The following is a 13,998-nucleotide window of genomic DNA, read 5'->3' as shown; positions in this document are numbered from 1 at the left end:
CTTATAAAAAATAAGTTTCATTTATTTTTATATTTTAGTCCTGCCTCAAATTTAATAAGCATTGAAATATTTTTATCTTGGATGTTTTCTTCTTTTGAACTACTTGGCAGTAGCTCAATCTAACACCCTATTTAACAGTCAACTCAAATCCCTTCATAATATCTATAAAGAACTTCACTTTGCTGGTAAACCAGTAGATGATTCTTTATCCGTTGGGGTTTATCATTTATTTATCAATAATTTAGATGAAGATCAAAATTTACTTCGAATTGATGACTTCAAAACTTTTTCAAGTGATTCTCTTAACATCGATAATTATTTAGAAGCAAGTAATAGTGATTTCATTGATAAATATGTTGATATTTTAACAAGCCGCATTGAGGAAACAAAAGACTATATTGCTTCACTATCTAAGGTAAAACTTGATTATACAGGAAAGGACACCATCCATTATTCAAGTCATAAAAAGCACTATTACAAGCAAAACAAAAAGGCTTCGGAACTTTATTGGAACAAGATTATTAAGTATGAAGTTATTAAGACCATAATAGAAGAAGATAGTACACTTCAACTGATTCAGTCAAATTTTTCAAAAAAAGAAGAAGGAATTAAAAATGTTGTTATTGAGAAGGAACTATGCAAGTTGAATGAAATTACTAACCAAAAAGGGGGAGTTGAATCTTTTGTAAAGGAGTGCTTTCTTAAAGCCTACTGCGCGTATCAAGATCCACATTCTACCTATTTTAACAATGCTGAGCGTGATTTGTTTCATCATTACTTGGGAACAAATCAACTTACCTACGGAATCCTTCCTTCAAAGAATAAAGATAATGATTTGGTAGTTGAGCAAATCATTCCAGGGAGTAGTGCTTTTAAAAATGGAGAAATTGAGGAGGATGATGTCATAAAAAGTATCACCTCAGGCCAGATAACCTTAGAAACTTATTGTATTTCCATTAATGAAGTAGATAAATTCCTAAATGATGATTCACATAAAGTGGCCACCTTTAAAATTAAAAAAAGGGACGGAACCATTAAGGAAGTTAAATTAGCCAAAACTATTATGAAATCTGATGATAATTCTATCACGGGTTTTGTTTTAAAGTCAGATGAGGAAGCATTCGGTTACATTAAAATACCTAGTTTTTATACTGATTTTGATTCGCCACGAGGCATTGGACTTTCGCAGGACTTTTCAAAAGAATTATACAAACTGCAAAAGGAAAATATTAAAGGTCTCATTATTGATCTAAGATTCAATGGTGGAGGCTCCATTCATGAAGCCACCAATCTCTCGGGAATGTTTATAGACAAAGGGCCAATAGCCATTGAAAGTGATAGATATTCCAATCAATTTACTATAAGAGACCCTAATAGAGGTTCCTTATTTACAAAGCCCGTGGCTATAATGATTAATGAATCCAGTGCTTCAGCCTCCGAATTTTTCTCTGGGGCAATGCAAGATTACAACCGAGCCCTGATTGTTGGATCAAACTCTTTTGGCAAGGGAACCGCGCAAGTCATTCTGCCATTAGATACGTTAGATTTAACCCAAGGCTATACCAAAATTACTTTCGAAAAATTCTACAGGGCCACAGGAAAAGGGGTTCAACAAAAAGGAATTGTCCCAGATATTCAACTGCCCTCGTTGTATGAAAATTTTAATATGGACGAGAAATCTAATGATTTCAGTATTCCTAATGATGATATTACCCCAACCCTAGCACTGAGACCACTTAAAAAATTACCCATTGAACATCTTACTGGGTTAAGTAAAAATCGCGTGGAACATTCAGAAGATTTCAAAAAGATTAAAGAATTGAATCAAGTGCTTCTCAGGGAAATCATCTATAAGAATAAGACTTATGCCCTTACGATTGATAATGTTTTTGAGGATATTGAACAATTAAACAATCTCTACAAGTCGTTCCAAGATATGGATACAACCGATGTTGAACTAGAAGTTGAAAATACCAAATCAACAATTGAAGTTTTGCAGTATAGTGAAGACATGCAACTCATCAATGAAGACATAATGAATAATATATCTCATGATATTTATATAAGCGAATCATTTAACATCTTAAAAGACTTAATCAACAAACTAAACTAACATGAAAAACAACTTAAAATTTGCCTTGACATTACTCCTAATGTTTGAGGTTTTTAATGCTTCATCACAAAGCTTTAAAACTGCCGTGTCCTACCTAGATTTTGTAGGTAAAGAACAAGAGGGTATTACAAAAAACATGTGGAAGTATACGCAAGCTATAGCTCATAGAGGTGAACGTGCTGTAGGAAATCGAAGAAAAATTTTAATCAAATCAGTAGAAAGCTCCATTGAAAAAATTGACAAGGCCGAAGGCTATAATGGTGATGAATTTAAAAACCAGGTACTAGAGCATCTCAGATTTAATGAAAGTCTTTTAAAGAATGATTATGCTAAAATAATCGACATGAAGGCTATTGCAGAACAATCCTACGATGCCATGGAAGCCTTTATTATGGCTCAAGAAATGGCTGATAAAAAAATGAAGGAATCCCAAGAACTTTATGAAACACATTTTTATGCCTTTGCTAACAAAAACAATGTAAACATCATTGAAGACGAATCAGACCTAAGCAAAAAAATGGCTATATCTGGCCAGGTATTCAAACATTACAACACTTTATATCTCATTTTTTTCAAGGTTTACATGAATGAAGTTTATTTAATGAACTCCCTTGGTAATAATGACATTAACGGTATGCAACAAAATGCTAACGCCTTAAGTCAAAGTGCCCGGGAAGGATTGGAACAATTAAATTCGGTAGAACTTTACAATAATGACGATTCTATTGTTAAGGCTACCAAAAAAGCTTTTGAATTTTACATAGATGAAGCAGAGAATAAAATCCCTAAAATGGTTGAATTTTTGGTGCTTAATCAAGATTTTGAAACCATCAAAAATAACATTGAAAAAACACCAGAAAAGAAAAGAACCAAAGAACAAATTGATGCCTATAATGATAAAGTAAAGGCATTAAATAAGGGAGGAAAAGAGTATAATCAACTAAATGCAGAGTTAAACAACGAGCGTAGTCATGTTATTGAGAATCTAAATAATTCAAACAATGCATTTTTGGCTAAGCAAATTCCTAATGACTAATTAGTTTTTTCATAATTTTGTTACTTTAAAATTTAAACGCGTTAATTAATGGGAAGAGCTTTTGAATTCAGGAAAGCAAGAAAAATGAAACGTTGGGCCGCAATGAGTAAGGCCTTTACACGTATAGGTAAGGATATTGTAATGGCAGTAAAGGAAGGTGGACCCGACCCTGATGGCAATTCCAGATTGCGAGCTGTTATACAAAATGCCAAGGCGGTCAATATGCCTAAAGACAATATTGAACGTGCTATTAAAAGAGCATCAGACAAAAGCCAAGGAGATTATAAGGAAGTACTTTTTGAAGGTTATGCACCACACGGTATTGCTGTTTTGGTGGAAACAGCCACAGATAATAATACTAGAACTGTAGCCAACATTAGAAGTTATTTCAATAAATGTGACGGTAGTTTAGGTACTTCTGGTTCGGTATCATTTATGTTTGACCATACATGTAATTTCAGGATTAACGCTGAAGGCTTGGATGCTGAGGAATTGGAACTTGAACTAATTGACTTTGGTGCTGAAGAGGTTTTTGTTGATGACGATGGTATTTTAATATATGCCCCCTTTGAAAGTTTTGGAGCTATTCAATCGGAATTGGAAGGTCGTGGTATTGAAATTCTATCTTCTGGCTTCGAAAGAATTCCACAGGTTACAAAACAATTGACTCCCGAACAAATGGAAGATGTAGAAAAGCTTTTGGAGAAAATTGAAGAAGATGATGACGTACAAAATGTCTACCATACCATGGAAGAAAGTGCTGAAGAATAAGCACAAAACGTTAAAAATATATAAAGACCTGAACTTTTCGTTCAGGTTTTTTTTATTTTAACAGTAACAAAATCAATTGGTTTTTCGTCTTTTAACAAAAAACGTCTATGACATTTACTACCATCAAGTCCCTTCTTATTTATTTTATTCTATTGTTTGGAGCCACTTCATTCGCCCAAAGCATTTCAGGGAAAGTCTTATCTGATAAAGAAGAGCCCATTTCCTATGCTACCGTACAAATTGGGGAACACTTTGGGGTTATTACCAATGAAGAAGGCAGCTTCTCGATCAATACCTCAGGCTTTGAACCTACAGACTCTGTGAAAATTTCTTGTATGGGTTATGAGAAAATAGGCATGCTATTAAATGAATTTGAATCACAAGACTATCATTTGATTGAAAAAGTTAATGAACTTTCAGAAGTTTATTTAACTAATAGAATGCTCACTTTAGACTCCATATTATATTACATGGATAAAAATTTGGACAAGAACTATAAAACCAAAATGGTTAATTATAATCTATTTAGAAGGACCACCCAATATATTCAAGGTAAAAATGTCAATTTAGAAATAGATAAATCCACTGGATTTAAGAAAAAACAACTTGAAGCCTTTAATAAAGAGTTTCAAGAATTAGGTAATTCCTTATTGAACAACAGGTCTAAACAATACACAGAATTTGTGGCTGATTTAAGTGTTTTAGATGAGAAAAACTCTAAAATGACTATTGATAAAGCCATGAGATTATTGGATGAAAGAAATGATCAAACCATTGAAAGATTGGCAGAAAGAGGGAAAGATATTGTCACCAAACATTTAGACACCAATAAAGTCTATACGGTTAAAACAGGATGGTTTAAAATTTCAGATTCAGTCAAATTAGGAGAAAGTAGTAGAGAAAACAATAAAATGGAAGACACTATTAATTCGGTAGGTTTAATCAGAAAATTAACCTATGAAATGCTCAAAGAGCATAACTTTAAAAGTGGTTCCATATTTAATTTTGTAACAGATCAAAGGAAATATGATTATGAGTTAAAAGGTATTTCGTTTCTAGATTCCGAATTGGTTTATGTGGTAGATTTTAAACCTAGGAGAGGTTCTGCTGATTTTGAAGGTACCCTTTACATTTCCAATCAAACATTTGCCGTTTTAAAAACGGATTACAAATATTTTAAAGGACGCGTTGGCGAGAAACTCAACATGAAATTCCTTTTAGGAATTAAATATGCTGAAAACGGAAAATCGGGATCAGTTATCTATAAAAAAGGTCCAGACAATTATTATTATCCCAAATTTATAACCGAAGAAATTGACCGATATTTTTACATTGATAGGCCTTTTAAGTTCAAAGAAAATGACGGAAATAATAAAGTTTCATTTGAATTCTTGGTTGAAGGGACCTTTAAAGAACGAAATGAATTATTGATCATGGGCACTAATGACATTACTAATAGCGACTATGAGGCCATAAAGGAGAAAAAGGATATTGATTATGAAACACCTAAACAATATGATCCCAATTTCTGGAAGGATTACAATGTACTTCAACCATTACAGGAAATGAAGGATTTTAAAGTTGATGAAACCTATACCCCCTAAAAGTAAAAAGCTACCCAAAAAGGTAGCTTTCTTTTTATAGATAAATGTTTCTTTTTAGGGACTTACTAGTTTACTTTATGTTTCATTCACTATGGAAACAATATTACAAATACCATGCCTGTAACGAACTAGGAGTACTTAGGCACCTTCCCTTTTACATCTTTAAAAAAGTCTTTCATGAATTGAAAGTCAGCTTCTTTATCATTTGTTGGATAAAATGGTTCAGAAATTTTGTTTTGTTTTTTACCAAAATCTAGCGTAAACATGATAATGGGAACCTTGGCTGCTTTGGCTATATAATAGAAACCTGTACGCCACTCTTCTACCTTTTTTCTGGTGCCTTCAGGTGCCAAAGCCAATCGAAACTCTTCTTTTTCCTGAAATATTTTAGCAATAGCTTCTACCTTATTTTCTTTATTTCCTCTGTCAATGGGAGCACCCCCTACTCGCTTAAGATACCAACCTAATGGACCTATAAACAATTCCTTTTTGGCTATAAAGTTTGCTTTAATACCTAAAATCTTCCTAAGGAGGATCCCGATATAAAAATCATGCCAACTGGTATGTGGAACCGCGATTAATACAGCCTTTTTAATATCATGCTTAGACATATTGGTGTTGCCAACAATTTTCCATCCTAAAAGCCGGAAGTAAATAAATTTAGCTAACCACCGCATCTTACATTTTTTCGTAAAGTTCTCTTAACTTTTCTCGGGTAATCGTTTTATTCCATGATTTCCCTAAAGCATTTTCCCATAACGGAACCATCCCAAGAGATACATCAATCATGATATCAAATTCTTTATCTGTTAAGTTTTTACATAATCCTTGAGGTAAATCTACACCATGAAAGTCTTTCATTTCTTTGAAAAGTTTGACCCCTTCCGGGTAAAATTCTTCCAAATGGTCAAATACAATACAATTACCTACTCCATGTTTTGTTCCTAGAAGAAACCCTAACCCATAACTCATGGCATGAGCCACCCCTACTTGTGAATAGGCTATACTCATACCTCCGTGCCAGGAGGCCATCATCAATTTGTCTTGAATGTCCTCTTCGGATAATGAATTTTCCAGGAAAATTTCTTTACAAAGATCAAATGCTTTTTCGCCATAACTTTGACTAAAAGCGTTTAAATAAGTACCATTTAAGGATTCGATACAATGGATGTAACAATCCATTCCTGTATAAAACCATTGATTTTTTGGAACATCTTTAGTAAGCTCAGGATCTAAAACGACTTGATCAAACGGTGTATAATCACTATTTATTCCTAGTTTTTTATCAGGTCCTGTTAATACCGTTGTTCTCGAAACCTCTGCTCCAGTTCCTGAAATAGTAGGGATGCCAACGTGATAAAGCGCCGGATTTTTAACCAAATCCCAGCCTTGATAATCCTTAGACTCACCATCATTGGTTAACATGATAGCTACAGCCTTGGCCAGATCCATAATGGTACCTCCTCCTATTCCTATGATTCCCGAAGGTCTTTCTTTGAATTGGAGAATGATTTCTTCTACCAATTCATCTACTTGAGATGTCTTAGGTTCTTCGTCAGAAGATATGTAGTAAATTTTATCTTCGTATGCCAAAGGAATTCTCCCCGTTATCCAGGAGTTTCCTTGAAATACGTCATCGATTAAATAAATAAAAGGTGCATGGGCATTGAGTCTTTTTGGCATTAACACATCTTGCAATTGATTAAAGCTGCCACGACCAAAAACCACTTTGGACACCATTGGGAAATTTTTAAAATTCATTTATTGAATCATCAATTTGTTTGGTTCTTTAATAAAGGTAGCAAATCCAACAAACTTCCAATTGTTAAATAAGACTTGCCATTTGTTTCACTTTCATGGACTTCCTCGTGCGCCCAAGTTGTATGAAAAGGCACGTGAACTGCCTTGGCTTTAATATTGATTAACGGCAATACATCTGATTTTAGTGAATTGCCTACCATTAAAAATTCAGAAGGATCAATATCCAAATGCCCCAAAAGTTTGGAGTAATTAGACTCTTGTTTATCACTAACCACTTCAATATGATGAAAATAATTAGTCAAACCTGATTTTTCTAACTTCCTCTCTTGATCTAGCAAATCTCCTTTGGTGACCAGTATCAGTCGGTATTGCTTAGATAAACTTTTTAAAACCTCTTCTACACCAGGTAACAGTTCAACCTGTTTATTAAGCATATCTTTCCCAATATCTAAAATTTTAGAAATGGTCTGATTTGAAACTTGGTTGTTAGACAACTCCAAAGCCATTTCAACCATAGAAAGCACAAAACCTTTTATGCCATACCCATATAACGGAAGATTTTTCATCTCCATCATAAAAAGCTCCTGATCGATCTTATTCATGGTTTCATACGGAGAAAGCAATTGGGCAAAGGTTTCTTCTGCCTCCCTAAAATAAGTTTCGTTTACCCATAAGGTATCATCGGCGTCAAATCCAATAACTTTTATGTTACTGTAATCTATTTCCAAAGTTTCTTCGCTTTTTCAAGATCCTCGGGGGTATCAATTTCTACTCCCAAAACATCTGTTTCTACCATTTTTATTTTCTTACCATACTCCAAATATCTGATACATTCTATCTTTTCTGAGGCTTCCAAAGGCAACATAGGCAGTCTGTAAAAATCCATTAATGCCTCTTTTCTAAAAGCATAGACGCCTTTGTGTTTAAAATATTTAACAGCAACCTCTTTATCTCTAGGATATGGAATAGGACTCCTTGAAAAGTACAAAGCAAACCCACTTTGATCGGTAATGACTTTAACGGTATTAGGATTATTGATTTCTTCCCAATCGGTGATATGAACTTTTAAAGAAGCCAAATCAACTTCATGATTGGCATCATTTTTAAAGACTTCTATTAATTTACTTAAAGAAGCTACTTCAGTAAAAGGTTCATCTCCTTGAACATTAACCACAATATCCACATCCATTTTTTCAACAGCCTCAGCAATTCGGTCACTTCCACATTCATGTTCCTTTTGGCTCATAATGGCTTTTCCTCCTTGTTTAACAATGTCATTGTAAATGATGTCACTATCGGTAACTACATAAACATCATCAAACAATTGGGTATTAACGGTAGCCTCGTAGGTTCTGTAAATAACAGACTTACCACCTAAATCTTGCATTAATTTACCAGGAAATCTGGAAGCACTGTATCGTGCTGGTATCATTGAGATTATCTTCATAAAGGAGGAAAATTCAGATTCAAAAATACTATTTTTTACGACAATTGTATGGTCACCCTTTCTTAATCTTTCGATAAAATCGAATGATAATGAAAAGAACAAATATGGTTAGTAATATGCCTATGATAGGTATAAAAACTGATACAATGGATAATGTCGCGGCAGCGCCTGTTTCAACCGTCGAAACAATAGGATTACCTATTCCAACCGTGGTTGCCGTGGAAACTGCTCTCGTAGCAGAAGTACTGCTGGATATTGCCGCGGCAGTTCCCCCACCTGCTATAATAGCCAAAGACCAAGTAAAAAGGGGATCTAAGTCAACTAAAGTAGAAACCATGACGGCTGTTCCTGCTATGGCAGCTAATGGAACGGCAATGATATCTAAAAGATTATCGATTAAAGGGATATAATAGGCAAAGACTTCAAATAACATGGCTACGCCAAAGGTGATCAACGCTGGTATGCTTGCTAACCATTGCCATTTTTCATTGACATCTAAAACATCAAAATACGCTGCTAAACTTAATACAAACAGTGGTAAAAACACCCTAAATCCCACAGACGCAGCCAAACTTATTCCTAGAAAAATACTTATGAGCGTTTCTGAATTTATCATACTTTAAAAAAGTCATCTTTGAAACCAATAAGATACAACTTTTCTTTGGCTCGAGTGACTGCTGTATACAACCAGCGTAAATAATCTTTAGAAATACCATCGGGTAAATAAGGTTGCTCAACAAACACCGTATGCCATTGCCCTCCCTGGGATTTATGGCACGTCATAGCATATGAAAACTTAACTTGAAGCGCATTGAAATGCTTATTGTTCTTGATTTTTAGAAACTTCCGGTAATTGCTTGTTTCATTTTGGTAATCTTTCATGACTTCCTGATAAAGCCTATTATTATCATCATAGGATAACGATGGGGTTTCAGAAGTGATGGTATCCAATAAAAGAACCGTTTCAAATGGTTTCATTTTAGGATAATCGACCATTTTAATTTTTACCTCTGCAAAACGAAATCCATAAAGTTCTTCGATTTTAAAAATCTCCAAAACCTCAATAATGTCACCATTGGCAATAAATCCTGCTTCTGTTGTGGGTTTAATCCAAAAGTAGTTGTTTTTGACTACCATCAAATAATCACCGGCAGTCAACTCATTTTCATTAAATAGTATCCTATTTCTAATTTGTTGATTATATAAATTAGCACGCTTGTTACTACGCACTACTATAGCCGTTTCCTCATATCCCAAATTACTGTAGGATTCATTTATGGCATCCATAATTTCATAACCATCAACCAACCGTACTATATCCTTAAAACCGTTTAAATCAAACTTAAAATCGTCAGTAGCTCCATCATTCAATTGCTCCCTAAGATTTGTTGCATTAAAGAGTATTCCAGAGTCACTTTCCTGCCTTACGACTTCATCCAACTCAATATTTTTTACCTCCTTATTGTAATTTAGATTTAGAACGTTTGGATTCAATGCCGGACTCATATCTAATTTAACTGGAGGCAACTGGGCAGTGTCTCCAACCAACATAAGTTTGCAATTAAAACCCGAATAGACATATTGCATCAAATCATCGAGAAGTGAGCCATTTTCAAAAAATTTTGATTCTCCAGGAGTATCAGGAATCATTGATGCCTCATCTACAATAAAAATGGTGTTTTTATGCTTATTAGGTTGTAACACAAACTTAACCCCGCCACCTTTTTCTTTTTTGGGGAAATAAATCTTTTTATGAATTGTAAAGGCCTCCTTTCCCGAGTAATTTGAAATCACCTTGGCCGCTCTACCTGTTGGAGCCAAAAGGACGGCACTTTTATTAGCCTTCCATAAATTGGAAACCAGAGTTCCAATAATAGTTGTTTTACCGGTTCCCGCATATCCCTTCATTAAGTACAGACTTTTAGCATCTGTAGAAAAAATAAATTCTGATAATTGCAATAAAACGACCTCTTGTTTTTTTGTAGGAGTAAATGGAAATTGCTGTTTTATAAGTGTATAGAATTCTGAGGCGTTCATAGAGTCCGGTATCATTTTAATTCTCTCCAAATATAGAAAGGATTTTTAGCCCCTTGGGTTTTCACCATTAAAAAAAAATTGTAGATTTGCCTAAGACCTAATTTAATTTTAATATACACACTATGCTTACCATTATCATTGTGATTGTTGCTGTTATCTTACTGACCATAGGTTTAGTATGGCTTATAGACAAATTTATACCAGCAAAAGTAAAACCTATTTTAACGTTGGTTTTATGGGTGTTAATTATCTATCTAGGATATTTGACATTCAATTCTGTTTATGAACCTATTAAATTCAATCAAGAAAAGAACAAGCGTTATGCTAAAGTGATTGAAAAATTAATCGATATTAGAGATGCTCAGCTAGCTCACCGTGAGATTACGGGTAAATTTGCAGGTGATTTTAACGAATTAATTAGTTTTATTGATACTTCTAAGTTTGTGATCACTCAAAGAAGAGATACAACCGTGGTTGATGAAGAGTTGACAAAAAGATATGGAGGAGTAGAAACTTTAAAAGAAATTACTTTAATTGATACTTTAGGATACGTACCAGTAAAAGATTCGTTATTTAAAGATTCTGATCGTTACAAAAGAATGATGAACGTTCCTGGAACGGATGCTAAATTTGAAATGCAAGCTGGCTTGTTAGAGCAAGGAACTTCTAAAATCCCTGTATTTGAAGCAAGCGTTAAGAAAAGCGTCATATTAGCTGATCAAAATAAAGACTTAGTGGCACAAGAAAATGAAGTTGTGTCTGTAGATGGTGTTAACGGAAATGCCTTAAAAGTAGGATCTATGGATGAGGTCAAAACCATTGGAAACTGGCCAAAAAACTATGGGGCTAACGAATAAGACCAAACATAACTTAACTAATCAAGATTTGTCCATTCAAATAAGTTTGAATGGACTTTCTTTTTGTATTCTAAACAATGTTTCAAATACCATTACCTATTTAAAACATTTTGAATATGAGAAACGCTTTTCCCCTTTTCAAATATTAGAGAAACTGGAACAAATATTTGATTCTGAAGAAGTTTTAAAAATGGACTTCATGAATATCAAAGCTATTTTTGTAAATGATCTTTCCACTTTAGTTCCTGCCTCTTTATTTGATGAAAATAACCTAGCGGACTATTTAAAGTTTAATTCAAAAATTTTAAAGTCAGATTATATTGCTTATGACCATTTAAGTGTCAATGATAGCTACAATGTTTATGTACCCTATGTAAATATAACCAATTTTCTATTTGAAAAATTTGGGGATTTCTCATACACTCATTTTTCAACTATTCTTCTAGAACATGTTTTAAAAAAGGAGAAGAATACCATGGAACCTAAAGTCTATGTTCATGTGGGGAGGTCTCATTTTGAAATTATAGCTATGGACCATCAAGGTTTAATATTGTATAATTCCTACGACTATCACTCCAAGGAAGATTTCATTTATTACATACTATTTGCTTTAGAACAATTAGATCTCAATCCAGAAAAGGTTCAATTATATGTCATTGGAAAGATTAAAAAAGATGATTATCTATACCAGATGGTTTTTAAATATGTAAGGTATGTAGATTTTCCAGACCCTCCAATAAATCATCGGTTTGGAGAAGGTGTAACTGCTTCCAACCATTCCAATTTTGTTTTAACAAATAGTTTTTAATGCGCATTATATCTGGACAATTCAAAGGAAGAAAAATTGTAGCTCCCAAAAAGCTCCCGGTAAGACCAACTACTGATATGGCCAAGGAGTCCTTATTCAACATCTTAAATAATTATTATTATTTTGATGAGGTTTCGGTTTTGGATTTGTTTTCAGGAACAGGAAATATCAGCTATGAATTCGCTTCTAGAGGCACGGAAAACATCACAGCAATAGATGGGGACTTTGGATGTGTAAGATTCATTAAACAAACAGCAGAACAATTTAAAATGCCCATTGATGCCATTAAGGCTGATGTTTTCAAATATTTAGAAAATGCAAGAGGCCAATATACCGTCATATTTGCAGATCCTCCTTATAATTTACCCATTGAAGAGTTTTCAAAAATTCCTACTTACATATTTGAAAAGAACTTATTAGAAAAAGAGGGCCTTTTGATTGTAGAACATTCCAAACATACTAGCCTGGATCATATAGACAATTTTTCATTTAAAAAATCTTATGGGGGCAACACTTTTAGCTTTTTTGAATGGCCAAAAGCCGAATAGATAAATTATAACATTTTTTTATCGATTCTTCATAGGACTTCTCACCTACTTTTTTTGTATTTTTAGGTTTAATAAGCTAAAAATCAATCATTATGAAAAGAATTAAAAGTATTTTGGTAGTCCTATCCGTGTGCTTTTTCACGCTATCTGGGTATACCCAATCAGAAAAAGACAAAAAAGTAATTAAAGATGCCGATGAGGCTGTTTCAGAATTATTGAAATACAACCCAAGTCTTAGGACCTATTTTGACAAGGCTGCAGGTTGTGTTATTTTTCCAAATGTTGGTAAAGGAGGTTTAATTATTGGCGGCGCCTCTGGAAATGGTGTGGTTTATTCCTACGGACAAAAAATAGGTATGGCCAGTTTAAAGGAACTTAATGTTGGTTTCCAAGCGGGTGGACAGGCATTGATAGAAATTATCTTTTTTGAAAAAAAGGAAGATTTAGAGAAATTTAAAGAAGGTAATTTTGAATTTGATGCTGGAATCTCTGCCACGGCTCTAAAATCAAGTGTTTCTCTTGATGCCAAATATACTGATGGTGTGGCTGTATTTACCCATACTAAAGGTGGTCTGATGGCGGAAGTCTCTGTAGGAGGTCAAAAATTTAAATACGAACCCTTTTAAAAGGTAACTGAATAAAATATAAAACGAGCGTTGTATCAACGCTCGTTTTTAGTTTCAAGCAAATCTATAAGCCGAATTCTGTCACATATCATAAGAAATCTTATGAAAGTGCCTTATCATTTATCTGAATCTATTGTTACCAATAAACTTTAGCTGCCTACCCTCCAACATTGAACGTGCCGCCCTCAAACGATGGTATACATGGCATTGCACCACATAGAGTTTACCTGATTTCACTACAGCATGACCTGTACATTCTTTCTGTTGCACTTTTCCTAACCTCTCGGCCGGTGGCTATTAACCACTATGTTTGCACTACGGTGTTCGGACTTTCCTCCCAGAAAACTGAGCGATAAGGCGATTTACTTGCGGCAAAAGTACATAAATTGT

At 34.0% G+C, this 13,998-nt stretch carries 14 protein-coding genes and 1 other RNA gene; 8 read left to right on the top strand and 7 right to left on the bottom strand.

The window, feature by feature from the left end; translation table 11 throughout:
- Window positions 1-61 precede the first annotated feature (61 nt).
- The 4 genes from ZA07_RS00205 (at window position 62) to ZA07_RS00190 (ending at window position 5,524) form a co-directional block, all read left to right on the top strand.
- Complete coding sequence (locus ZA07_RS00205; RefSeq protein ID WP_157491999.1) at window positions 62-2,113, top strand: carboxy terminal-processing peptidase; 2,052 nt, start codon at window positions 62-64, stop codon at window positions 2,111-2,113.
- A 1-nt stretch (window position 2,114) separates the two neighbouring features.
- Complete coding sequence (locus ZA07_RS00200) at window positions 2,115-3,149, top strand: hypothetical protein (protein ID WP_053969717.1); 1,035 nt, start codon at window positions 2,115-2,117, stop codon at window positions 3,147-3,149.
- Window positions 3,150-3,197: 48 nt separating this feature from the next.
- Window positions 3,198-3,920 (top strand): YebC/PmpR family DNA-binding transcriptional regulator, encoded by a 723-nt coding sequence (locus ZA07_RS00195; protein WP_053969716.1) that lies wholly within the window; start codon window positions 3,198-3,200, stop codon window positions 3,918-3,920.
- A 107-nt stretch (window positions 3,921-4,027) separates the two neighbouring features.
- Window positions 4,028-5,524, top strand: a complete 1,497-nt coding sequence (locus tag ZA07_RS00190) for a carboxypeptidase-like regulatory domain-containing protein (RefSeq protein WP_053969715.1) — start codon at window positions 4,028-4,030, stop codon at window positions 5,522-5,524.
- A gap of 128 nt (window positions 5,525-5,652) precedes the next feature.
- Here the strand turns inward: ZA07_RS00190 and ZA07_RS00185 are convergent, their stop codons facing one another.
- From ZA07_RS00185 to ZA07_RS00160, 6 genes are read right to left on the bottom strand one after another with little or no spacing between them, the layout of a single operon-like run.
- Complete coding sequence (locus tag ZA07_RS00185; RefSeq protein WP_053969714.1) at window positions 5,653-6,201, bottom strand: 1-acyl-sn-glycerol-3-phosphate acyltransferase; 549 nt, start codon at window positions 6,199-6,201, stop codon at window positions 5,653-5,655.
- A 1-nt stretch (window position 6,202) separates the two neighbouring features.
- Entirely contained in the window at window positions 6,203-7,285 is a 1,083-nt protein-coding gene (locus ZA07_RS00180) for an iron-containing alcohol dehydrogenase family protein (RefSeq protein WP_053969713.1), read from the bottom strand.
- An 11-nt stretch (window positions 7,286-7,296) separates the two neighbouring features.
- Window positions 7,297-8,013: an HAD family hydrolase gene (locus tag ZA07_RS00175; RefSeq protein WP_053969712.1), complete on the bottom strand. Its 717-nt coding sequence runs from the start codon at window positions 8,011-8,013 to the stop codon at window positions 7,297-7,299.
- On the bottom strand, window positions 8,004-8,732 hold the full coding sequence (gene kdsB / locus ZA07_RS00170) for a 3-deoxy-manno-octulosonate cytidylyltransferase (protein WP_053969711.1): 729 nt from the start codon (window positions 8,730-8,732) through the stop codon (window positions 8,004-8,006). The genes ZA07_RS00175 and kdsB overlap by 10 nt, the downstream gene beginning before the upstream one ends.
- Window positions 8,733-8,784: 52 nt before the next feature.
- A complete protein-coding gene (locus ZA07_RS00165) occupies window positions 8,785-9,345 on the bottom strand; it encodes a DUF4126 domain-containing protein (RefSeq protein WP_053969755.1) in 561 nt (186 codons plus the stop codon).
- The gene (locus ZA07_RS00160; protein WP_053969710.1) at window positions 9,345-10,769 is read right to left on the bottom strand and encodes an ATP-dependent RecD-like DNA helicase; all 1,425 of its coding nucleotides are present in this window, start codon (window positions 10,767-10,769) and stop codon (window positions 9,345-9,347) included. The genes ZA07_RS00165 and ZA07_RS00160 overlap by 1 nt, the downstream gene beginning before the upstream one ends.
- A gap of 122 nt (window positions 10,770-10,891) precedes the next feature.
- Between ZA07_RS00160 and ZA07_RS00155 the strand changes: the two genes are divergently transcribed.
- The 4 genes from ZA07_RS00155 to ZA07_RS00140 all read left to right on the top strand — a co-directional run bounded on the left by ZA07_RS00155 (window position 10,892) and on the right by ZA07_RS00140 (window position 13,608).
- Window positions 10,892-11,626, top strand: coding sequence for a hypothetical protein (locus tag ZA07_RS00155; protein WP_053969709.1), 735 nt, complete (start codon window positions 10,892-10,894; stop codon window positions 11,624-11,626).
- Entirely contained in the window at window positions 11,574-12,434 is an 861-nt protein-coding gene (locus ZA07_RS00150) for a DUF3822 family protein (protein WP_157491998.1), read from the top strand. Before ZA07_RS00155 ends, ZA07_RS00150 begins: the two co-directional genes overlap by 53 nt.
- Complete coding sequence (locus ZA07_RS00145; protein WP_053969707.1) at window positions 12,434-12,982, top strand: RsmD family RNA methyltransferase; 549 nt, start codon at window positions 12,434-12,436, stop codon at window positions 12,980-12,982. Before ZA07_RS00150 ends, ZA07_RS00145 begins: the two co-directional genes overlap by 1 nt.
- A 92-nt stretch (window positions 12,983-13,074) precedes the next feature.
- Window positions 13,075-13,608, top strand: a complete 534-nt coding sequence (locus ZA07_RS00140; RefSeq protein ID WP_053969706.1) for a lipid-binding SYLF domain-containing protein — start codon at window positions 13,075-13,077, stop codon at window positions 13,606-13,608.
- A gap of 51 nt (window positions 13,609-13,659) precedes the next feature.
- Here ZA07_RS00140 and rnpB read toward each other — a convergent pair.
- Window positions 13,660-13,977: RNase P RNA component class A (rnpB, locus tag ZA07_RS00380), an RNA gene on the bottom strand.
- Between the last annotated feature and the right edge of the window lie 21 nt (window positions 13,978-13,998).

The sequence above is a fragment of the Mangrovimonas sp. ST2L15 genome (assembly GCF_001280515.1).
Classification (GTDB): domain Bacteria; phylum Bacteroidota; class Bacteroidia; order Flavobacteriales; family Flavobacteriaceae; genus Mangrovimonas; species Mangrovimonas futianensis.
This window is presented reverse-complemented; position numbering and strand designations above follow the sequence as displayed.